The sequence below is a fragment of the Stenotrophomonas sp. AB1(2024) genome (assembly GCF_037482345.1).
In the GTDB taxonomy this organism is placed as follows: Bacteria; Pseudomonadota; Gammaproteobacteria; order Xanthomonadales; family Xanthomonadaceae; genus Stenotrophomonas.
This window is the reverse complement of record NZ_JBBHKO020000001.1, coordinates 3,600,787-3,623,437: the sequence shown is the minus strand read 5'-3', so window position 1 is coordinate 3,623,437 and position 22,651 is coordinate 3,600,787. Positions and strand designations below refer to the sequence as shown.

17 protein-coding genes are annotated in these 22,651 nt (G+C 67.5%); 6 read left to right on the top strand and 11 right to left on the bottom strand.

Going from position 1 to position 22,651, the window contains the following annotated elements; genetic code table 11:
- The first annotated feature begins 90 nt into the window (after window positions 1-90).
- The 3 genes from WIX41_RS16230 to WIX41_RS16220 all read left to right on the top strand — a co-directional run bounded on the left by WIX41_RS16230 (window position 91) and on the right by WIX41_RS16220 (window position 3,443).
- Window positions 91-2,211 carry a TonB-dependent receptor family protein gene (locus tag WIX41_RS16230; RefSeq protein WP_339449235.1) on the top strand — a complete coding sequence of 707 codons (2,121 nt, stop codon included), beginning with the start codon at window positions 91-93 and terminating at the stop codon, window positions 2,209-2,211.
- A 109-nt stretch (window positions 2,212-2,320) separates the two neighbouring features.
- The gene (locus WIX41_RS16225; protein WP_339449233.1) at window positions 2,321-2,737 is read left to right on the top strand and encodes an EF-hand domain-containing protein; all 417 of its coding nucleotides are present in this window, start codon (window positions 2,321-2,323) and stop codon (window positions 2,735-2,737) included.
- Window positions 2,738-2,765: 28 nt separating this feature from the next.
- Window positions 2,766-3,443, top strand: a complete 678-nt coding sequence (locus WIX41_RS16220) for a MarC family protein (protein ID WP_339449231.1) — start codon at window positions 2,766-2,768, stop codon at window positions 3,441-3,443.
- 91 nt (window positions 3,444-3,534) lie between these two features.
- On the opposite strand, the gene WIX41_RS16215 is transcribed toward WIX41_RS16220, so the two are convergent.
- The 3 genes from WIX41_RS16215 to WIX41_RS16205 form a co-directional block, all read right to left on the bottom strand.
- Window positions 3,535-3,894, bottom strand: coding sequence for a hypothetical protein (locus WIX41_RS16215; RefSeq protein WP_339449229.1), 360 nt, complete (start codon window positions 3,892-3,894; stop codon window positions 3,535-3,537).
- A gap of 87 nt (window positions 3,895-3,981) precedes the next feature.
- Window positions 3,982-6,354: a GH92 family glycosyl hydrolase gene (locus tag WIX41_RS16210; protein ID WP_339449227.1), complete on the bottom strand. Its 2,373-nt coding sequence runs from the start codon at window positions 6,352-6,354 to the stop codon at window positions 3,982-3,984.
- Window positions 6,354-7,328: a DUF2268 domain-containing putative Zn-dependent protease gene (locus WIX41_RS16205; protein WP_339449226.1), complete on the bottom strand. Its 975-nt coding sequence runs from the start codon at window positions 7,326-7,328 to the stop codon at window positions 6,354-6,356. Before WIX41_RS16205 ends, WIX41_RS16210 begins: the two co-directional genes overlap by 1 nt.
- 193 nt (window positions 7,329-7,521) lie before the next feature.
- Between WIX41_RS16205 and WIX41_RS16200 the strand changes: the two genes are divergently transcribed.
- Window positions 7,522-8,298: a HipA family kinase gene (locus tag WIX41_RS16200; RefSeq protein WP_339449224.1), complete on the top strand. Its 777-nt coding sequence runs from the start codon at window positions 7,522-7,524 to the stop codon at window positions 8,296-8,298.
- Window positions 8,276-8,665 (top strand): DUF3037 domain-containing protein, encoded by a 390-nt coding sequence (locus WIX41_RS16195; RefSeq protein WP_339449222.1) that lies wholly within the window; start codon window positions 8,276-8,278, stop codon window positions 8,663-8,665. The genes WIX41_RS16200 and WIX41_RS16195 overlap by 23 nt, the downstream gene beginning before the upstream one ends.
- 424 nt (window positions 8,666-9,089) lie before the next feature.
- On the opposite strand, the gene WIX41_RS16190 is transcribed toward WIX41_RS16195, so the two are convergent.
- From WIX41_RS16190 to ligA, 8 genes are all read right to left on the bottom strand, one after another.
- Complete coding sequence (locus tag WIX41_RS16190; RefSeq protein WP_409187520.1) at window positions 9,090-9,536, bottom strand: REP-associated tyrosine transposase; 447 nt, start codon at window positions 9,534-9,536, stop codon at window positions 9,090-9,092.
- 58 nt (window positions 9,537-9,594) lie between these two features.
- Window positions 9,595-12,132, bottom strand: a complete 2,538-nt coding sequence (locus WIX41_RS16185; protein ID WP_339449220.1) for a membrane-bound PQQ-dependent dehydrogenase, glucose/quinate/shikimate family — start codon at window positions 12,130-12,132, stop codon at window positions 9,595-9,597.
- Between the two features lie 220 nt (window positions 12,133-12,352).
- Window positions 12,353-15,067 (bottom strand): DNA gyrase subunit A, encoded by a 2,715-nt coding sequence (gene gyrA, locus WIX41_RS16180; RefSeq protein ID WP_339449218.1) that lies wholly within the window; start codon window positions 15,065-15,067, stop codon window positions 12,353-12,355.
- A gap of 240 nt (window positions 15,068-15,307) precedes the next feature.
- Window positions 15,308-16,369, bottom strand: a complete 1,062-nt coding sequence (gene mtnA, locus WIX41_RS16175) for an S-methyl-5-thioribose-1-phosphate isomerase (RefSeq protein WP_339449216.1) — start codon at window positions 16,367-16,369, stop codon at window positions 15,308-15,310.
- Between the two features lie 118 nt (window positions 16,370-16,487).
- Window positions 16,488-17,261, bottom strand: coding sequence for a DUF3011 domain-containing protein (locus tag WIX41_RS16170; protein ID WP_339449214.1), 774 nt, complete (start codon window positions 17,259-17,261; stop codon window positions 16,488-16,490).
- Window positions 17,262-17,375: 114 nt separating this feature from the next.
- Window positions 17,376-18,320 (bottom strand): EF-P lysine aminoacylase EpmA, encoded by a 945-nt coding sequence (epmA, locus tag WIX41_RS16165; protein WP_339449213.1) that lies wholly within the window; start codon window positions 18,318-18,320, stop codon window positions 17,376-17,378.
- Complete coding sequence (locus tag WIX41_RS16160; protein WP_339449211.1) at window positions 18,317-18,802, bottom strand: GNAT family N-acetyltransferase; 486 nt, start codon at window positions 18,800-18,802, stop codon at window positions 18,317-18,319. Before WIX41_RS16160 ends, epmA begins: the two co-directional genes overlap by 4 nt.
- Window positions 18,803-18,869: 67 nt before the next feature.
- Window positions 18,870-21,332: an NAD-dependent DNA ligase LigA gene (gene ligA, locus WIX41_RS16155; RefSeq protein ID WP_339449209.1), complete on the bottom strand. Its 2,463-nt coding sequence runs from the start codon at window positions 21,330-21,332 to the stop codon at window positions 18,870-18,872.
- A 189-nt stretch (window positions 21,333-21,521) separates the two neighbouring features.
- Between ligA and WIX41_RS16150 the strand changes: the two genes are divergently transcribed.
- Entirely contained in the window at window positions 21,522-22,643 is a 1,122-nt protein-coding gene (locus WIX41_RS16150; RefSeq protein ID WP_339449208.1) for a pyridoxal phosphate-dependent aminotransferase, read from the top strand.
- The last annotated feature ends 8 nt before the right edge of the window (window positions 22,644-22,651 follow it).

Here is a 22,651-nt window from a genome sequence, read left to right as displayed (position 1 = left end):
GCGGGCAACCTGTTAACTTTCGCGGCCGCTGTACGGTTTACAGGCATCCGCCTATCTACCGTGTGTCCTGTCCGCATTGATCCCAGACGCATGCCACTCCTTCTTTCGCTGCACCGCCCCACCCTGTCCGCATTGACCCTGGCCCTCTCGGCTGCGCTTTCCGCCACCGTCTCTGCCGCCCCGGCCGACACGCCCACCACGCTCAACGCGGTCAACGTCACCGCCGCCAACGCCACCGAGCAGGCCCGCGCCGCGCTCAAACGCGTGCCCGGCGCCGGCAACGTGATCGACCTGGCCCAGGCCGACGGCCGCCTGGCCGGTACCGCCGATGTGCTGGCTTACCAGCCCGGCATCAGTGCGCAGTCGCCCGGCAATGAAGGCACCAAGGTGTCCATCCGTGGCTCCGGCATTAACCGGGGCCCGGGCGCGCACGCCTCCGGCATTTCGGTGTCGCTGGATGGCCTGCCGCTGACCGGCCCGGGGGGCACGCCCTACGAACTGCTGGAGCCGCTGTGGTTGAGCCGCGTGGACGTGCTGCGCGGAGCCAATGGCTTCGAACGCGGCGCGCTGGCGCTGGGCGGTGCGATCAACCATGTCAGCCGCAGCGGTCGTGACGCCGCCGGCCTGGAGCTGCAGTACGAAGCTGGCAGCCGCGGGTACCAGAAACGCAGCCTGGGTTACGGCGGCATCGCCGGCGACGTGGACTACTACCTCGCCTACACCGACACCGAGTACGACGGCTACCAGCAACACGCGGCCGGCGACGGCAAGGGCGCAATGGCCAATGTCGGCTGGCAGATCACCCCGCAGCTGGAAACGCGCTTCTTCCTGCGCTACCGCGAAACCAACCACGAAACACCCGGGCGCCTGACCCGCGACCAGATCCGCAACGATCCACGCGCGGCCAATCCGGCCAACCTGGCCATCGATGCGCGACGCCCGCAGCCGGGCAGCACCTGGTTTGGCAACATGACCACGCTGCAGATCGATGCCGATTCTTCGCTGCAGGCCGGGCTGGTCTACCACCACTACCCGATGGATCTCAACGAGAGCCTGTACCGCCAGCAGTTGGACTACACCAACCTCAATGCCACGCTCGATTACCGGCGGCAGCACCTGCTGTTCGGGCGCGACAGCGTGACCACGCTCGGCCTGCGCATCACCCACGACCTGGACGCGGACGTGCGCGAAACCCTGCGTTTTCCCAGCAATGGGTATCCCGTCGGCACCCACACCCGCGACTTCTCGCACCACGGCACCAACAGCACGCTGCACGTGGGCAACGACCTGGCGCTGAGCGACACGCTGCGCGTGCAGACGGGACTGGCGCTGATCAACACGCGCCACGACGTGCGCGTGACCTGGCCGAGCACGCCGGAACGGCTGTCAGGCAGCGACTGGGACTACGCGCCCCGGCTGGGCTTCACCTGGCAGCAGACGCCCGGCACGCAGTGGTTCGGCAACCTGAGCCGCTCGGTGGAACCGGCGCACCCGTGGTCGATGATCTGGGGCTCGAACCTGTATTTCGCGCCCGGCAACGGCGCTTCCAGCGGCCGCCAACGCGCACCGGTGGCGCTGGACAACCAGACCGCCACCACGCTGGAACTGGGCGCTCGCGGCGACAGCGTGCTCGGTCGCTGGGAGCTGACCGGCTACTACGCGCACGTGCTGCATGAACTGTTGAGCGTTGAAGTAGTGCCGGTGCCGAACCTGTTCGTGGCCGAGAACAATGCCAGCCCGACCGTGCACCGCGGCATCGAAGCGGGACTGGACAGCACCCTGTGGCAGGGCAGCGAAGGTCGGCTCTCGCTGCGCCAGGCGTATACCTTCAGCGACTTCCGCTACCGCCACGATGACCGCTTTGGCAGCAACCGCCTGCCGGGCCTGCCACGCCACTACTACCAGGGCGAGCTGCGCTTCGATCATCCGACCGGGTTCTACGCGGCAATCAACACCGAGTACGCCTCGGCGATGTTCGTGGATTACGCCAACAGCTTCCGCGCCGACAGCCACCTCATCTTCGGCACGCGTGTGGGCTTCGATGCCCCGAACGGTCGCTGGCAGGCTTGGGCGGAACTGCGCAACCTGGGCGACCGTCATTACGCGGCAACCGTCACGCCGGGCTATGACGACGCTGGCAAGGACGTGGCCCGCTCGACCCCCGGCGATGGTCGCGGGGTGTACGCGGGCGTGCGTTGGCGATTCGAATGAGGGTGTCTGGCGCCAGTAGAAATACTGGCGCCCGGCGCATCTATTGCCGTAGCCGCGCGCGGCGGTGCGGCGGACACTGGAACCTCCCCGGCCGCCCTGCGGAGTTCCCGTGAACCAGTCCCTTCCCCTGCTTGCCTGTGCCCTGCTGCTCGGCTTGGGCGCGGCCACCACCAGCCAGGCGCAGACGCCCGGCGACACCGCCGAACAGCGCTTCGCCGCCCTGGACAAGAACGGCGACGGCCAGGTCAGCGAGGACGAATACGATGGCGCGGCCCTGTTCCGCCTGCTCGATGTCGACCACAACTATCGGGTGTCGGCGGCAGACATCCAGTCCGTGCTCGGTCCGGACCGCGACGGCCAGCTCAGCGCGGCCGACCGCATCCGGGTGGCGGATTTCAACGAAGACGGCGAGCTGAGCGAAGAAGAAGTCAGCCGCGTGACCGACATGCGCTTCCAGTCGCTGGACACCAACCACGACAACAACCTGACCCTGGCCGAACTGCGGACTGGGTTCTGGCGACCCTGAGCGGTCGCGCTGCCGCGCGGCCTTCCCCATGTGGAATGAATTCAGCCACACCTTCCTGGTGATCTTCACCAGCCTGCTGCCGGTGATCAATCCGCCGGGAGCGGCGCTGATGGTGCTGGGCCTGCTGCCCGATGCCACGCCCGCCCAGCGCGGCAGGGTGGCACGTGCGGTGGCATTCAACAGCCTGGTGATGCTCGCTGTGTCGGTCAGTGTCGGGGCGTGGGTGCTGTCCTTCTTCGGCATCTCCATCCCGGTATTGCGCCTGGCCGGCGGGCTGGTGATTGCCGCCACCGGCTGGCGTCTGCTGCAGGCACCGGCGCAGGCGGAACGCAGCTCGGTGGCCGGCGCTGCCGAGGCGGAGGCGCGCCACGACCTGGATGCCACGGTGGAGTCGCAGACCTTCTATCCGTTCACCCTGCCGCTGACCGTGGGTCCCGGTGCGATCGCGGTTGCGACGGCCGTGGGCACCACCTCGCCCAAGGACGGGCCGGAATCGGTGCATGTTGTTGCGGCGGGCTGCGCGCTGATCGCGCTGAGCGTGCTGATCTACCTGTGCATGCGCTACGCCGGCCGGCTGCAATCCTTGCTGGGGCCTACGGGCATGCAGGTGATGCTGCGCCTGTTGGCGTTCGTGATCCTGTGCATCGGTGTCGAGATCGGCTGGATGGGACTGTCCGAGCTGCTGGGGCTGCCAGTGGCGCACTGATCGGCTGGGCTTGACCCAGGTCAGGTCGCCCCGCGGTGACGGGGCGGCTGCGTCGCCTGGTGCAGGCCCAGTCTCGATGCCGCCGCTGAACTCAGACCAGCGAACCCAGCATGAAGTAAGGCAGGTACATCGCAAACAGCACGCCCACCGAGCCCAGCAGGCCTGCGCCAAGGCCCAGCAGCCCGGCCAGGATGCGGCCGGCGATGGGCGGGCCGAAGTACCAGCACGCCCCCACCAGCGCCGGCGCCAGCCAGGCCAGCAGATAACCCTGACTGTAGACGCGGCTGATCCACGGCAGTGCCTGGCCGGCGCTGCCGAACATCTCCACGAACTGCGGCAGCAGCAGTGCCCCGAACAGGGTCACCACGAACGCCATGGCGACACTTGCGGCCAACCCCACCCACGGCAGGATGCCGGCACTGCGCTGCAGGAGCGGATGGGTCAGGTCCATCGCGGCACGGCCCCGTCCATAGCGTTGGCGACGGCCCCGATCCGGTGACCGTCAGGGTCGATCACGGATGCCATGTGATGCAGCATGTCAGTTCGGCCCATACGACGGTGGCAGGGTGGCGGTGCCCCACTGCGTGTTCTTCGTGGTGCCCAGCTCGAATTCCAGCGTGCCGCCCTGCGCCACGACGCTGGCCGGCAGCCAGCTGGCCTCGCTGGGTTTGCCATCCACGCGCAGCGACTGCACATACGGTGCGTCCATCGCCGCGCCCTTGGCCTTGATGGTCAGGGTGGCGCCGGGGCGCTGGATCACCGCTTCACGGAACAGCGGGCTGCCGATCACCAGATCGGCACGGCCCGGGTAGAGCGGGTACAGGCCGAGCGCCGACCACACGTACCACGACGACATCTGGCCCAGGTCGTCGTTGCCGGGCATGCCTTCGGGTGCATTGGTCCAGATCTGGCGCATGGCCTGGCGCACGGTTTCCTGGGTCTTCCACGGCTGGCCGACGAAGTTGTACAGCCACGGTGCCGCCACCGAGGGTTCATTGTCCAGCTCGGCATGCAACGGGCCGGACTTGGTTACCGCCCATGCGCCATCTTCCTTGCGGAAGAACGCATCCAGCCGCTGGATGGTCGCGTCGCGGCCGCCAAGCGTGGCGATCAGCCCGGCCGGGTCGAACGGCACCATCCACAGATACTGCGCGCCGCTGCCTTCGACGAACTCCTCATCCGAGGCCGGGTCGAACGCCGGCCAGCTGCCATCGGCGTTGCGCGGCTGGATGTAACCGGCCTGCGCCGTGGCCTTGGGGTTGTACAGGTTGCGCCACCAGCCGGAGCGCTGGCGGAACAGCGCCGCGCCCTGTTTGTCGCCTGCGGCGTTGGCAAGTTCGGCAAGGCCGAAATCAGCGGCCGCCATTTCCAGCGTGTCCGAGGCGGTGCCCCAGCCCGGCGCACCTACCGGCATGTATTTCAGCGCCATCCACTGGTCCAGGCCCGGCCGCTGGCCGACGCACAGTACCGGGCAGCCGCGCCGGCTGAGGTCGCGTTCGGTCGGCACCGTGGCCGCCTGCTTGAGCGACGCGTAGGCGCGTTTCAGATCGAAGTTGCGGCCACCGAACGCGTAGATCGCAGCGACCGACGGCGGCGACGGATCGCCGTTCATCACACCGGTGGCACCGGTCAGGTGCGTCCAGCGGTCCCACACGCCGCCGTTCTGGTCGGCCTGGTTGAGCAGGGACTGCGCGATGTCCGAACCGACCTGCGGCTGCAGCAGCGTGACCAGCTGCAGCTGCGAGCGGTACACGTCCCAGCCCGAGTAGTTGGCGTACTGCGCACGCTGGCCTTTCGACAGCGCATGCACCTTGCCGTCCATGCCGCGGTAGCGGCCATCACCGTCACTGAACAGGTTGGGCGCCAGCAGCGTGTGGTACAGCGCGGTGTAGAACACGGTGCGTTCGTCGGGGGTGCCACCGGCCACGCGCACCTGGCCCAGGGTCTTGTTCCACTCGGCGCGGGTCGCGGCCTGGGTCGCTTCCACGGTGGTGCCCACCGGGCTTTCACGGCGCAGGTTGGCGCGTGCACCGGCCTCGTCCACGTAGGAAATACCGATGCGCGCGGTCACCTTCGGGCTGCGCTTGGGGTCGAACTGGATCCAGCCGCCTGCCCCCTTGCCTACCGGCGGGTGACCTTGGGTGCCGTAGGTGGTGCCGCCACCACCTTCGCGCGCACCGGCCTGCACGGTCTCGTCGCGCCAGGTGCCGCCGACCTCGAAGGGCTGGTCGAATTCGGCCACGAAATGCAGGGTGTAGTAGCTCTCGCGGCGATCCTCGGCGAGGTAACCGCAGAAATTGCCGGCGGTGACCGTGCCACGCACGGTGCGCGTGGCCGGATCGATGACGATGGTCGAATCGGTGCTGCCCACTTCGCTGTCGGAAGTGCGGAACAGCAGGTTGGCCGGCTTGTCGGCCGGGAACTGGAACTGCCCCACCGCCGTGCGCGCGGTAGCGCCCAGGTCCACCACCACGCCGTTGTCGAGCGTGAGCTGGTACGCACCGGGGCTGGCCGATTCGCGCTTGTGGTCGAGCACGCTGGCATAGCGCAACCCGGCTTCGGCCGACGACGGCGACACCTCTACCTTGGTGGTGACCGGCATGATCGGGACATCGCCGCTGGCCCCGGTGCAGCCGGTGCCTGAAACGTGGGTCAGGCTGAAGCCGCGCACGCCATTGCCGCGCCACTCGTAACCGCCCGGTGCCGCCATCGCGAAGCGCTTGCCCGGCAGCGGGGTCATCTCGGGGCTGAAGGCCACCATGCCGAACGGCACCGACGGGCCGGGATACACGTTGCCGGCGTTGGTGGTGCCGATGAAGGGATTGACCTCGGCGGCAAGGTCGGCGGCCTGCAGGGCGCAGGGCGCGGCGGTCAGGACAAGCGAAACGGCAACCAGCATCGAACGGTGCACTACGAACTCCCATGCAGGAACAACGGAACATCAACCGGTGCCGGGGCCTTGGCGGGCATCCACATGCCCGGCGCCCAGCCGCTCTCTTCCAGGATCGCCTTGGGGTCGTCCTGCAGCAGCAGGCGGCGCAACGCGGCGCGCTTGTCGTCTGCCTTCAGGTAGTAGGCCTTGGCGATCCGGTAGCCGACCCAATAGCCGAGGTCGTAGGGTTCGTCGCTGCCGGGCTGGTAGTTGTACAACCACGGCGTCAGATTGGTGCTGTCCAGGTCCAGCGCGAATGCGCTCTCGATCCGCGCTTCCTTGCCGCGCGTCCACTGTGCATGGCGGCCATTGCCAACCTCGCCGGACACCAGCTCGGTGACGAGCTCGGCGATGCCTTCCACCAGCGACATCCGCAGCACGTTGTTGTCCGGGTCGTTGGGCTCGAAATCGACCCTGGCCGTCTGCTGGATGTGGATGTACTCGTGTGCGATGACGTGGACGAACCGGTCCTGCGCGTTGGGATTCATGAAATCGGCCGCACACAATGCCTCCAGCCCGATGAGCACACCACTGGGCGAGGTCAGGCCAACCGGCCGGCCCCGCCCCACGGCGATGGTCACCGGCGGAAAGCGCGCATCCGGGTACAGCCGCTGCAGGTTGGCAAACACCTGCACCAACCGCTTGCGCACAGCCGGTAACTCGTCGAGGCACTGGCGCGCCTTGTCGTACATGGCCGGATCGGCCGCGATCCTCTCGGCGATGCGCTGTGCGGTCACCCGGCGCAGGGTCACGAACTCCGCCAGGCCCGGCGTGCCGTCGTCCAGGTACTGCTGCAGTTGCGTCACGCTCGGCTTGCCCCCTGCCGCATCGTACATCGCGTAGAAGCGGGTGGCGTCTTCGGTGCGGATATCCGGGCCCGGCGGCGGCGCCGCCAGGGCGGTGGCAGGCAGCAGGGCGGTGGCAAGCAGCATACGGTGCAGAGGATTGAACATGTTCCCTTCCCTTGGGTATCGAACCCATTGAGCAGTTCCGACGGTGGCCATGCAGGTGCGACGTCGCCGCCACGCTACGGAATCTAGCACCCGGAACAGCGCACGAAATGGGCCGAAAGCACTAGTCGTGCGGGATTACCTGCCGGCCGCACCACGGTAAGATGGCACCGTTTGCTCCGCCCATGGGTGCCCCTTGCGTACCGTCCACGCGCTCCGTTACATCACTCCGCTCCGCGAAGGCGGCTCCCTGCCCGCCGTGGTCGAGACCGACGACGATGGCATGGTCGTGCTCAAGTTCCGGGGTGCCGGCCAAGGCCCGAAGGCGCTGATCGCCGAGCTGATCGCCGGCGAGATGGCGCGCACGCTGGGCCTGCCGATTCCGGAGCTGGTGTTCGTCGAACTGGACCGCGAGTTCGCCCGCACCGAACCCGACCCGGAAATCCAGGACCTGATCCGCGCCAGCGAAGGCCTGAACCTGGGCAGCGATTACCTGCCCGGCGCGATCAACTACGACCCGGCGGCGATGCCGGTCGATGCTGACCTGGCCTCGCGCATCGTCTGGTTCGACGCCTTCACCAGCAACGTCGACCGCACCGCGCGCAACCCCAACCTGATGGTGTGGCACCGCAGGCTGTACCTGATCGACCACGGTGCGGCGATGTATTTCCACCATGACTGGGCCAACGCCGGCGACGCCTGCGAAAAACCGTTCGTGCTGATCCGCGACCAGGTGCTGTTGCCGTTCGCCTCGAAGATTGCCGAGGTGGATGGTGAGCTGGCGGCGCGGCTGCCGGATGCGGAGATCGAGCGGATCGTCGCACTGGTGCCCGACAGCTGGCTGGTCAACGAGCCGGCCTTCGATGGCCCGGTGGCGTACCGCCAGGCCTATGTCGATTATCTCAAGCGCCGCCTGCAGGCGCGCGCCGCGTTCGTACAGGAGGCCATCGGTGCCCACACTGCACACGTATGACTATGCGGTCATCCGCGTGGTACCGCGGGTGGAACGCGAAGAGTTCATCAACGTCGGGGTGATCGTGTCCTGCCCGGGAGCGCGGCACCTGCAGGCGGCGATCGAGATCGACCCGGCGCGGATGCAGGCCTTTGCCCCCTCGCTGGACCTGGAGGCGCTGCAGCCGTGGCTGGATGCGATCGTGGCGATCTGCCGGGGCGATGCAACCGCGGGCCCCATCGCGCAGCTGCCGGCGCGTGCGCGGTTTCATTTCCTGACCGCCAAGCGCAGTTCCATCGTGCAGATGTCGAGCACGCATGTGGGCCGGACCGCAGATCCCGAAGGCGTGGTGGAACACCTGATGCGGAAGATGGTGCGGGTGGTGTGATCCCATCTGGGTGATGGCATTTTAGCCATGTGGCCGAGCTCTGCCCGGCGGCCTTTGCGCCGGGCTGCCGATGGCTTCGGACACGGCCGGGCAGAGCCCGGCGCTACGTGTGGTGATGCGGTGACGCTTCGGCCGTAGAGCCGGGCTCTGCCCGGCTGCCTTTGCGCCGGGCTGCCGATGGCTTCGGACACGGCCGGGCAGAGCCCGGCGCTACCTGTGGTGATGCGATGACGCTTCGGCCGTAGAGCCGGGCTCTGCCCGGTTGCCTTTGCGCTGGGCTGCCGATGGCTTCGGACACGGCCGGGCAGAGCCCGGCGCTACGTGTGGTGATGCGGTGCCGCTTCGGCCGTAGAGCCGGGCTCTGCCCGGCTGCCTTTGCGCCGAGCTGCCGATGGCTTCGGACACGGCCGGGCAGAGCCCGGCGCTACGGCCATCGGCACCATGTATGGGGATACTCGCCGACCGACTTTGATAGACCTGCCCGCACTGGATTTTCCAGAATGTACTTTGCCTGCGAGAGCCACTGCCGTTCATCTCGTTGGTATTGGTCATAGTATCCCGGCTGCCAGACTGCACCCCTCGTTCCATTCAAGACATTGATCGCTTTCGCAGCACACGACTTTGTGGTTCGCACGATGGTCTCCAGCGACGTCTCCCGAATCTGGAACATCCAATGCACATGGTCTGGCATCACAACCCACGCATGTGACCACGTACGGCCATCATCGTCGGAAGACCGCAGCCATCGAATCATTTCCAGGGCACTCTCAGGCGCTTCGAACAGGCGTGCTCGCCGCGAGGTGACGGTTGTGATCAGGTAACAACCGTTCGGGCAGGAGAATCGTCCACGTTGCAGTGCAGGGCTGGCCATAGCTAAAGATTCGCCAGCTCGCATGTATGGCGGAAGCAGTCATCACCCCATTCCATACTCAGGGTTTCGCCTTCCCCTTCGGCAACACATACGCCATCACGTAATCCCCTGCCGGGGTTTCCATGAAATGGTGGCCGCCGGCCATGATCACCACGTACTGCCGGCCGTCGTACTCGTAAACCATCGGGTTGGCCTGGCCGCCGGCCGGTAGCTTGGTGTGCCACAGCTCCTTGCCGGTCTTCAGGTCGATCGCGCGCAGCAGGTCGTCGGTGGCGGCGGCGATGAAGATCAAGCCACTGGCGGTAACCACCGAACCGCCGTTGTTGGGGGTGCCGATTTCGATCGGCAGCCCGGAGCGGATGCCGAACGGGCCGTTGCCCCTCGCACTGCCGAACGGACGGTCCCAGAGCAACTGGCCGCTGCGCAGGTCGATGGCACGGATGCCGCCATAAGGCGGCTGTTTGCACAGCAGTCGGGTGAACGGCAGGCGCCAGCCGGCGTTGACGTCGATGGCGTACGGGGTGCCGGCCTGCGGGTCCCCTGCTCCTTCAGCACCGCCCAGGTCGGCACGCACCTGCTCGCGCGGCACCCAGCCCTTGCGGTCTGCCTCGGCACGCGGCACCAGGCGGTTGTAGTTGGGCATGTCGTTGTAGTTGGCCACGATCACGCCATGGCGCGGATCCACCGCCACGCTGCCCCAGTCCGAGCCACCGTTGTAACCGGGGTACTCAATCGAATGCCGGTCGGCCGTGGGCGGTGTGTAGAACCCTTCGTAGCTGGCCTTGCGGAACTGGATGCGGCATACCAGCTGGTCGATGGGCGTAATGCCCCACATGTCGCGTTCGGTCAGGTCGGGCTTGCGCAGCGTGTGGTACAGCGAGAAGCGCTGGGTCGGGGCACGTTGTTCGGGCTCCACGCCGCCACCGGGCACCGCACGCTCTTCCGAAGGCGTCAGCAGTTCGCCCGTGCGCCGGTCCAGTACGTACAGGTCGCCCTGCTTGGTCGGCAGCAGGATCGCCGGCACCTTGCCGGCGGCGGTCGGGTAATCGATCAGCGTGGCCTGTGAGCCGAGGTCGTAATCCCAGACATCCTTGCGTACCGCCTGGAAGTTCCAGACCGGTTTGCCGGTGGCCACGTCCAGCGCCACCAGCGAGGTCGCATAGCGGTTCTGGTTTTCAGTGCGCGAACCGCTCCAGTAGTCGCCGGCCGAGTTGCCCATCGGCAGGTACACCAGGCCCAGCTGCTCATCGCCGGTGGCGGTGGTCCACATGTTCGGGGTACCGCGCGTGTAGGTCTGGCCCTGCGGCGGCAGCCCGCTGCGGTCGGGTGCGTCCATGTCCCACGCCCAGCGCAGTTTGCCGGTCTGTGCGTCGTAAGCCTGGATCACCCCGGATGGGGCATCGCGGCGCTGCCCGTCCAGCACCTGGTGGCCGGTGACGATCACCCCGCGCACGATCGCCGGAGGCGAGGTGATGGAAACATACCCCGGTGGCACCTCGCCCATGCCCAGCGTGATATCGACCTGGCCGTTGTTGCCAAAACCCGGGCACGGCCGGCCGGTGGCCGCATCGACGGCGATCAGGCGGCCATCCAGCGTGCCTTCGATGATGCGGGCCGCGCACAACGCGCGGTTGCCTGGCGCCAACGGTCGCGTACCCATGCTCGGCGATGATTCGGGCAGGGCCAGGTCGGCGGCGACGTCGGCCAATACCGGGTCCACCTGCGGCACGCCGGGCACTTCGTAGTACGCCACTCCGCGGCAGGCAGCCGTGTAGGGAATCGAGGCGTCCTTCACTTTCGGATTGAAGCGCCAACGTTCCCTGCCGGTGGCCGCATCCAGCGCGATCAGCTGGTTGCGGGCGGTGCACAGGTACAGGCTGTCGCCCACCTTGAGCGGGGTGGTTTCGGCGCCCCAGCGCTTTTTGGGCAGGTCGCCGGTACGGAATTTCCAGGCCAGTTCGAGCTCGCCGACGTTGGCCGGGGTGATCTGCTGCAGCGGCGAATACCGGGTACCGGCATTGCTTCGACCCCATGCGGTCCAGTCGCCCGGTGCGGGCTGGTCGGCCGGTTGCGGGCTGGCCTCGCGGGTCGGGGCCAGCCCGGTGCCGGCCACATCGAGCGGGAACGCCTGCGCACCGGCCACCGCACCGTGCGGCACGAACGCCAGCGTGAACGCCACGGCGAACAACAGGCCCAGCAGCCCCGCCAGCGTGCGCGAAACGCGCCGTGGCACCGGCGTGCGCAGGGTTGGCAGCAGCAGCGCGAGCACGAAACCCAGTGCGGTGACCATGCCCAGCCGCGGTACCCAGCGCCAGTAATCGCTGCCCGATTCCCACCAGGTCCACAGGAACGTGCCCACGAACACCAGCAGGTAAGCCCACGCGCCACTGCGACGGTTGCACAACAGCAGCACACTGGACACCAGCAGTCCGAGGCCGGCCAGTGCGTAGTACCAGGAGCCGCCCAGCTGCACCAGCCATGCGCCCAGGCCGCCCAGCACCAGGCCGAACAGCAGCAGGATGATGGCGAGCACAATGATGAGCGGATGGCGCGCGGGCGCCCCCACGGTCGGATCAGACAACGGTGCAGCGGACATCAGTGCTCTCCCCGGGATGGCAGAACCATGTGCCGGCCCCCCGCCGGCCGGTTACTCCGCTTATGCCAGTAGTGGCGTGAATGCTGCGCGTTTTTTGCATCCCCGGCCGGCACGGCGAGGACGGGCCAACGGCCGGCGCTACCGTGGAGCGCATCACGCGGTCCCTGAACGAACAACGCCGGCACTTGGCCGGCGTTGTTCGTTTTACGGTGCGGTTGGATCACCCCTGAGGGGTGTCGTCGCCATCCGCCGCGGCCGGGACCGCATCGACCGGTGTTGCCACCGCATCGATCTCGTCTTCGACATCGTCGATGGACGCGTCCATCCGTTCCACCGCCTGCAGCTTCTCGTCCTTGGACAGGCGGATCAGGGTCACGCCCTGGGTGTTGCGGCCCACGCGCGAGATTTCCGAGCCACGGGTACGCACCAGGGTGCCGCCATCGGAGATCAGCAGGACCTCGTCGCGCGAACCCATCAGCACCGCGCTGACCAGCTTGCCGTTGCGCTCGGTGGTCTGGATGCCGATCACGCCCTGGGTGCCACGACCCTTGCGCGGGTAATCCGGCAGCGGGGTGCGCTTGCCGTAGCCGTTCTCGGTCGCGGTGAGGATGTACAGCATGCTGTCGTCGTCGCCACCTTCGATCACGGCATCGCCGCTCTCGACCGTGGTCTCCTCCACCTGCACCTCATCCTCGTTCTCGTCCTCGCTGCCGCCGGCACGCTCGGCCACGATCAGGCTCACCACTTCCTCGCCCTTGGCCATCTTGATGCCGCGCACGCCGGTGGCGGTACGGCCCATCGAGCGGACCCGGTCTTCGCCGAAGCGCACGGTCTTGCCGTTGGAGGCGAACAGCAGGATGTCGCGGTCGCCGTCGGTCAAGCCCACGCCGACCAGCGCGTCGCCCTCGTCGAGATTGATCGCGATCTTGCCGCGCGCCAGGCGGAACGCGAACTCGCTGAGCGGGGTCTTCTTGACGGTGCCGTTGCGGGTGGCGAAGAACACGAACTGGCCTTCTGCGTACTCGCGTACCGGCAGCACGGCCTGCACCCGCTCACCGGATTCGAGCGGAATCCAGTTGATGATCGGGCGCCCGCGCGCGTTGGACCCGGCTTCAGGCAGCTGGTGTACCGGCAGCCAGAACACCTTGCCCGAACTGGTGAAGGTCAACAGCGTGTCGTGGGTGTTGACCAGCCACAGCTGTTCGATGAAATCCTCTTCCTTGGTCGACGCCGCGCTGCGGCCACGGCCACCGCGACGCTGGGCGCGGTAGGCGCTGACCGGCTGGCGCTTGACGTAGCCGGCGTGCGACACGGTGACCACCACATCTTCCGGTGCGATCAGGTCCAGGATGTCCAGGTCTTCTTCGCTGTGGCGGATCTCGGTGCGGCGCTCGTCGCCGAACTCGGTGCGCACGTTGATCAGCTCTTCGCGGATGACCTGCAGCAGGCGGTCCGGATCTTCCAGGATGTGGATCAACCCGGCGATGGTTTCCAGCAGCTGCTTGTACTCTTCGGTCAGGCGGTCCTGCTCCAGCCCGGTCAGGCGGTGCAGGCGCATTTCCAGGATCTGGGTGGCCTGGATCTCGGTCAGCTGGTAGCCGCCCTCGATCAGGCCCACGCCCTTGGGCAGGTCTTCCGGACGCGAGGTTTCCGCGCCGGCCGCACCCAGCATCGAACCGACCAGGCCCGGTTCCCACAGGCGCGCGAGCATGCGCTCGCGGGCTTCGTTGGGATTGGGCGAGGTCTTGATCAGTTCGATCATCTCGTCGATGTTGGCCAGCGCGACGGTCAGGCCTTCCAGCACGTGGGCACGGGCGCGCGCCTTGCGCAGCTCGAACACGGTGCGGCGGGTGACCACTTCGCGGCGGTGGCGCACGAAGGCCTCGAGCATCTGCTTGAGGTTCATCAACTGCGGGCGGCCATCGACCAGCGCCACCATGTTGATGCCGAACACCGATTCCATCTGTGTCTGCTGGTAGAGGTTGTTCAACACAACTTCCGCCGACTCGCCACGTTTGATTTCGATGTAGATGCGCATGCCGTCCTTGTCGGACTCATCGCGCAGCTCGCTGATGCCTTCGAGCTTCTTTTCCTTGACCAGCTCGGCGATCTTCTCGATCAACCGGGCCTTGTTCACCTGGTACGGGATCTCGGTGACGATGATCGATTCGCGGCCATTGTCGGCTACTTCGATATCGGCCTTGGCGCGGATGCGCACCCGGCCCCGCCCGGTACGGTAGCCGGCAACGATGCCGGCGGTACCGTTGATGATGCCCGAGGTCGGGAAATCCGGGCCCGGGATGTACTCCATCAGGCCGTCGACGTCGATGTCGGGATTCTCGATCAGCGCGATGCATGCGTTGATCGATTCGGTCAGGTTGTGCGGCGGGATGTTGGTTGCCATGCCCACCGCGATACCGGCCGAACCATTGACCAGCAGGTTCGGGAACCGGGTCGGCATGACCGTCGGCTCCAGTTCCTTTTCGTCGTAGTTGGGCTGGAAATCGACGGTTTCCTTGTCGATGTCGGCCATCAGCTCATGGGTGAGCCGCGACATGCGTGCTTCGGTGTAACGCATGGCCGCGGCGGAGTCGCCGTCGACCGAACCGAAGTTACCCTGGCCATCGACCAGCATGTAGCGCAGCGAGAACGGCTGTGCCAGCCGCACCAGCGCGTCGTACACCGACTGGTCGCCATGCGGGTGGTACTTGCCGATGACGTCACCGACGATACGTGCCGACTTGAAGTACGGCTTGTTGCTGTGCGCGTTCAGCTCACTCATTGCGAACAGCACGCGGCGATGCACCGGCTTGAGGCCATCGCGCGCATCCGGGAGGGCGCGCCCCACGATCACGCTCATGGCGTAATCGAGGTAGCTCTTGCGCATCTCGTCTTCCAGGTTGACCTGGATGATTTCCTTGGCGTTTTCTGCCATTCGGGTTCCGTTGTCTGGTAGCGGTCCAGTCCGCCGCGCCGGCCCTTGCGGGGCGGCGGCGTCGGAATCTCGATTAACTGACGGAGTCTACCACAACGGGGGCTTGTCCGCCCGTTTTTGCGGTGATTTTACCGGCAAGAATCAGATACTTACGAGATGGTTCGGGACGATTCCGAACACCACGCATACACCTGGCATCCGGAGGGCCGGCCAACGGCCGGCGCTACCGCGGTCCTCCATTCAACCAAATGCGGCCTGCATGTTGGCCACGGTCGGCTTCAGGATCACGCCCTTCTCGGTCACGATGGCGTCGATCAGCTCGCCGGGGGTGACGTCGAACACCGGGTTCCAGGCGGCGATGCCTTCGGCCACGGTGCGGGTGCCACCCACGCCGTACAGCTCGCCGGGGTCGCGCTGCTCGATCTCGATCTGGTCGCCGTCGGCGGTGTCCATGTCCACCGTGGACGACGGCGCCACCACCATGAACTTCACCCCGTGGTGGCGGGCGGCGATGGCCAGCTGGTAGGTGCCGATCTTGTTGGCGGTGTCGCCGTTGGCGCAGATGCGGTCGGCGCCGACGATCACCCACTGCACCGCGCCGGTCTTCATCAGGTGCGAGGCGGCCGAGTCGGCGATCAGGGTCGCGTCGATACCATCCTGCTGCAGCTCCCACACGGTCAGGCGCGCGCCCTGCAGCCACGGCCGGGTCTCGCCCGCGAACACCCGGCCGATGCGGTGCTGGGCCATGCCCGCACGGATCACGCCCAGCGCGGTACCGAAGCCGGCGGTGGCCAGCGAACCGGTGTTGCAATGGGTCAGCACGCCGCTGCCGGCGTCGATCAGGCCCGCGCCCAATGCGCCCATGTGGCGGTTGGCGGCCAGATCTTCCTCGGCGATGGCCTGGGCTTCACGGGCCAGCACCTGCGCCCAGTCGGCACCGGCCGGGGCCAGCACGCGGCGCATGCGCGCCAGCGCCCAGGCCAGGTTGACCGCAGTCGGGCGCGAGGCGTTCAGGCGCTGCAGCGCCGGCTCCAGCTTGGCCAGCGCCTGCGCGCCATCGCCGGCCTGCACCTGCTGCGCGGCCAGCACCACGCCCCAGGCCGCCGCGATGCCGATGGCCGGCGCACCGCGCACGGTCAGCGCATGGATGGCCTCGGCCACGGCATCGCTGTCACGGCATTCCACATGCTCCACCACGAACGGCAGCTTGCGCTGGTCGAGCAGTTGCAGGGAATCGCCGGTCCACAGGATCGGGCGGATGTGGTCGTAGCGGGCGTAATCGATGTCGGGGGAGGCGTTCATCTCCGCATTGTAACGGGCGCCCCATGACATGCGGGCGCCCACGCGATGAACGCATCGCCATGCGCGCGGAACCTGCCGCCGGGTCGTGTCTTCCGCTTTGCAGCCAGCCGACCGCTGTTCAATTCACCTGGAATTGGGCGCGGCAGCCATTGTCCACCCACACCCCGCGGGCATCCCAGCCCCAGCTGCGACCTTCCTCGCAGGGGCTGCCGGAAAGCTGCTTGACCAGCCTTGCGTACTTGCTGATCCCGGTCCCGCAGAAGCGGCGCTGTCGCGACTTGGATTCGCAGACCAGGGTGCGCGGGACGTCAAGGAAGCCGCTGCCGTCGGCCGCGCCCACTTCGAAATCCCCCTGGCAGCCGCGGGTCACCCACACTTCGTTGCGCTTCACGCCCCAGCTGTGGCCTTCCCGGCACGGCATGGCCGACAACTGGCGCAGCAGGCGCACCGGCGCCCCCTGCAGGATCACCGGGCAGCTTTGCGGACGCCCGTTGGATTCACAGCGCAGCACGCGGCGCACCTTGCGTTCGCCGCCCTTGTCGGCCCCCGGAGCGCCGCGGCTGCGGAATTCGGCCCGGCACCCCAGTGTCACCCACACGCCGGTACGATCAGTCCCCCACTCCGAACCGCGTACGCAGCTGTTGTCGGACAGCTGGCGGACCAGATCGACGCCATTGGCCACTGGCATGTCGCAGTGCACCCATTCCATATCGCGCGACTGGCAGCGCACGACCTCGCCGGCATAGCCGGTCTCGGCCAACGCGGACACAGGGAGGCAGGAAGCGAACAGCGCCAACCCCAAGGCCGGCAGCGTCCAGCCCGGCGCGCTGCGTATCGGCAGGCGCCACGTCGGCACGGACAGGGTTGGTGCAGCAGCTTCCACCCGATTCATCAACTCCATACCCGCCGCCACTGAACGTTTACGTCGCCACCATCCGACATCGGGTGTGATCAGAGCATCATCACGCGACCCGCGCAAGGCAGTTCCATGGCGACTTCACTGCGTTCAGGCACGCGCGAAATCGAAGGCCAGCACATCGGCGATCCGGCCGGTACGGTTCATCGCCATCAACAGGCGATCCACGCCGACTGCGACACCCGCGCAATCGGGCAGCGCGGGCAAGGCGTCGAGCAGGCGTTCATCCAGCGGCGGCAGCACGGCGCCACGCGCCTGCCGCACGGCGTGGTCGCGCACGAAGCGTGCGCGTTGTTCGTCGGCATCGTTCAGCTCGTGATAGCCGTTGGCCAGCTCAACCGCGCCCAGGTACAGCTCGAAGCGTTCGGCCAGCGGCGGCCTGCCAGGTCGCACCCGCGCCAGCGCGGCCTGGCTGGCTGGCCAGTCATGCACGACCGTCATCTGGTCGTCACCGAAGGTGGGCTGGATGCAGTGGGTCATCAGCAGATCCAGCCAGTCGTCGCGGGTCAGTCCATCGGCATCGATGCGCACGTCGGCCAGCGGCGCCTGCAACGCCTCAAGACTGGCGTCGAACGGGTCCAGCCCCGCATGCAGCTGATACAGGCTGCGGTAGTCCAGCACCTGCAATGTCGCTTCGCGCCCGACCTGCGCCAGCGCTGCGCGAACCAGCGCCACGGTTTCTTCAATCAGGCGATGGTGGTCCCAGCCCACCCGGTACCACTCGAGCATGGTGAACTCGGGGTTGTGGCGCCCGCCGGCTTCGCCGTTGCGGAATACCCTGCCCAGCTCGTAGCAATCGCCCACGCCGGCAGCGAGCAGGCGCTTGAGCGGAAACTCCGGCGACGTGCGCAGCCAGCGTTGCGCACTGCCCGCATCGACATGGCCGCTGAAACGGGTGTGGAAACTGTCGATGTTGGGTTCGGTATTGCCGGCTTCAGACAGGATCGGCGTTTCCACCTCCAGTACGTCGCGCTCAGCGAAAAACGCGCGGATCAGTGCGTTCAACGCGGCGCGCTGGCGCAGCGCAGCGATCACGCGCGCGCGTCCCGCAGGCGACCGGCCAGCTGCAGGGTGAGCAGGCTGCGGGTGTCCTCGACATAACCGGTGGCCAGGTACAGCCGGCGCGCCGATTCGTTGTGGTGGTTCACTTCCAGGCGCATGCGCGCCACCCCGCGCGCGTTGGCGCGCTGCTCCAGGATGGCCAGCGCCTGCCTGCCCCACCCGCGGCCGCGCGCGGCATGGCTCAGGTACAGCTCGTCGAGCAGCACGAAGTGACCGCCCTGCTCCAGGCTGAAGCCCATGGCCAGCGCGGCGTGGCCAACCACCTCACCCGATTCGGACAGCCACAGCAACACCTCGCCGTTGCGCGGGTCCTCCAGCAAGGCTGCCAGGGCGCGGCGCACGCGCGCTTCGTCGAAGTCCAGCTGGTCTTCGGCGTAGAACCCGCGCATCAGGCCGATCACCAGTTCGGTGTCGGCGGTGGTGGCGAGGCGGAAATCGAGGGGCGGAGTCTGCATGGGTGATGTGATCCGTTGTGCTTCAGGTGTGCCTGGGCCGGCCAACGGCCGGCGCTACCGGGTCCTGTCAATGGGCGGTGAGGTAGGCAACCAGGCGGTCTTCGTCCCAGACGTCGATGCCCAGTTCGGTGGCCTTGGTGAGCTTGGAGCCTGCCTCGGTGCCTGCTACCACGAACGAAGTCTTTTTCGAGACGCTGCCTGCAACTTTGGCGCCGAGCGCCTCCAGCCGCTCCTTGGCTTCATCGCGTGTCATCTGCGCGAGCGTGCCAGTCAAGACCACGGTCTGGCCTTCGAGCGGCCCGGCACTCTGGTCGGCCAGTTCGGGCGCACGTTCCAGCAGCGTGCGCCGGTACGCATCGGCCTTGAGCAGCATCGGCCCGTGGCCATCGCGGTCCAGCCAGTCGGCCACGCCGATCGCTACTTCGTCGGGCAGGCCGGCCGCGACCAGCTGCACCGGTTCGGCATCCAGCACGGTGGCGGCATCGGGCAGCATGGCCGCCAGCTTCTCCGCACGCAGGCGGGTGATGCCGGGAATTTCGGCTTCCACCAGCAGCTGGGCAAAGTCCAGACCGTCGCGGAGCTTGGCACTGGGTGCATGGGTGTCGCTGATGCGTACCTGCCCCACCTGCAACAGGGCGTCGATCGCGTCCTGGTTGCCGGGCTGTTCGAAGAAGTGGCCGAGCGAACGCGCCACTTCGCCGCCGATGTCCGGCACGCGCTTGAACAGCGGCCACGGCAGGTGGCGGATCAGTTCCAGGTCGCCGAACCAGGTGGCCAACGCCTTGGCGGTGCTTTCGCCGACGTGTTCGATGCCCAGCGCGAACAGCAACCGCTCCAGCGTGGTGGCGCGGCTGGCATCGATCGCGGCGATCAGGTTGTCGGCCCATTTGGTCGCGATCTTCTTCGTGTTCCAGCTGAAGGCCGCTTCCAGTGCGAGGGCACGGGCGCGCCAACTGTCGTCGGTTGCGTCCAGCGCCAACACCTCGCGCAGGTACTGGCCACTGCCGTCCGGCGGCAGGTGCAGGCCGATCTGGTTGGCCAGCGCCTGCGGCGATTCGGCATCCAGCACCAGCTTCAGTTGCAGCAGCTGGTCACGGGTGATCCGGTACAGGTCGGCCACGCCACGGACGATGCCGGCATCAACCAGTGTTTCGATGTACTTGCCCCCCAGTCCGTCGATATCCATCGCGCGGCGCGAGGCGAAGTGGGCGATGGCTTCCTTGCGCTGCGCCGGGCAGCTGAGCTCACCCGAACAGCGCCACGCGGCCGCGCCTTCCTCGCGCACGATCTCCGAGCCGCAGACGGGGCACCGGGTAGGCATGCGCCACGGCGTGGTGCCCGCCGGCCGGCGGTCGGCAATGACGCTGACCACTTCCGGAATCACATCGCCGGCGCGACGCACGATGACCGTGTCGCCCACGCGCACGTCCAGCCGTTCGATCTGGTCGGCGTTGTGCAGGGTGGCGTTGGAGACGATCACCCCGGCCACCGCGACCGGATGCAGGCGCGCCACCGGAGTGGCCGCGCCGGTACGGCCGATCTGGATCTCGATGGCCTCCACCGTGGTGGTCTGCTCCTGCGCCGGGAACTTGTGCGCGATGGCCCAGCGCGGGGCGCGCGACACAAAGCCCATCTGTTCCTGCCCGGCACGGTCGTCGAGCTTGTAGACCACGCCATCGATATCGAAGGCCAGGCCGTCGCGGCGGTCGCCAATGTCACGATAGTAGGCCAGCAGGCCGTCGCTGCCCTCCACCACCTGGCACAGCTCGCTGACCGGGAAGCCCCACGCTTTCAGCTGGGCCAGCGTGGCCGAATGCGTCGGCGGCAGTTCACCGCCCTGTACTTCGCCAATGCCGTAGGCGTAGAAACTCAGCCTGCGCCGCGCGCTCATCTTCGGATCGAGCTGGCGCAACGAACCGGCGGCGGCATTGCGTGGATTGGCCAGCACCTTGCCCTCATGCAGGCGCGCTTCGGCGTTGTAGGCCTCGAAATCGGCACGTGCCATGTACACCTCGCCACGCACCTCCAGCACCTGCGGCCACCCACTGCCCTGCAGCGTATGCGGAATCGCCTTGATCTGGCGCAGGTTGGCGCTCACGTCCTCGCCGGTGGTGCCGTCGCCACGGGTGGCGCCCTGCACGAACCGGCCGTCTTCGTAGCGCAGGCTGATCGCCAGGCCGTCGAGCTTGGGTTCGGCCGAGAAGCGCACTGCATCACGGCGCAGGCGCTCGGCGATGCGGCGTACGAAATCCTGCACTTCCTCATCACTGAAGGCATTGCCCAGCGACAGCATCGGCACCGCGTGGCGCACCTCGGCAAAACGCGAGGCGGCCTTGCCGCCCACCCGCTGGGTCGGCGAATCGGCCTGTACCAGTTCCGGGTGGGCCTGTTCCAACGCTTCCAGTTCGCGCACCAGACCGTCGTAGTCGGCGTCGGGAATCAGCTGCTCATCGCGATCGTAGTAAGCCTTGCCGGCCTCGTCGATCTGGCGGCGCAGGATCTCGGCACGTTGGGCGGGGCTGGGACTCATGCGACGGACATCCTGGAAGGGCTGTGGATTTTAGGCGCTGCGGCTGTGAACGACCACCCGCGTCGTGCTGGACGCATTGCGATTCGTACTCGTCGCGTCGGATCGCAACGCACTGACTGCAAAATGGCTTGCCGACCCCGACCGCTGGCGCTAGCGTGCCGGGATTGTCCCGCCTTCGGTGTTCCCGCGATGTCATCGACCGTCTCGTCCCGCCGTTCCTTCCTGCAGTTGGCCGGTACCGGCCTTGCCCTGTCCGGCATCGGCCTGGCTCCGGCGGCGGCCCGCGCCGCCCTGCCCGCCCGTGCCGGGGCATCGGGCCCGGTGCTGCTCAACTTCAATGAAAGTCCCTATGGACCGTCCCCGGCCGCACAGGCGGCCGCCCGCGCGATCGTGGCCGACAGCGGACGCTACCTGTTCGCGCTGGCCGGCGAGCTGCGCGATGCGTTCGCGCAGCAGGAAGGCGTGGCCCCGGACCGCGTGCGGCTGTTCCCCGGCTCCAGCGAACCGTTGAACCGTGCCGCCGTGATCTGGACCTCGGCCACGGCCGGGCTGGTGGTGGCCGACCCCACGTTCGAAAGCCTGGGCGACCTGGCCGCTGCACGCGGCGCCACGGTGGTGAAGGTGCCGTTGCGCGCCGACGGCGCGCACGATGTGCGCGCGATGGTCGATGCGGCCAAGCGGGTCAACGCCGGGCTGCTGTACCTGTGCAATCCCAACAACCCCACCGGTTCGATTACCCCGGCCACCGACATCGCCTGGTTGCTGGCCAACAAGCCGGCGCAGACCCGGCTGCTGGTGGATGAGGCCTACCTGCAGTTCAGCGCGCAGCGCTCGCTGATCGCGCAGGTGGTGCAACGCGATGACGTGATCGTGCTGCGCACGTTCTCAAAGCTCTACGGCATGGCCGGGCTGCGCCTGGGCGTGGCCGCCGCACACCCGGACCGGTTGCGCGAACTGGCCAGCCTGGGCGACAACCCGCTGCCGGTCACCGCACTGGCGGCGGGCTTGGCCAGTCTGCGCGAGCCGGGGCTGGTCGAACAGCGGCGGGAGCAGAACACCCGCGTGCGCGAAGCGACGGTGCAGTGGCTGGAGAAGCGCGGCTTCCGTTGCCTGCCGTCGGAAGCGAACTGTTTCATGGTGGATGTGCAGCGCGATGGCGCGGCGTTCACCGCAGCGATGGCCGAACACGGCGTGGTCATCGGCCGCAGCTGGCCGATCTGGCCTCAGGTGGTGCGCGTCAGCGTGGGCACCGAAGCGGAGATGGGCGCGTTCCGCGAAGCCTTCGCGGCAGTGGTGGAAACGAACGGGTAATGCCGAAC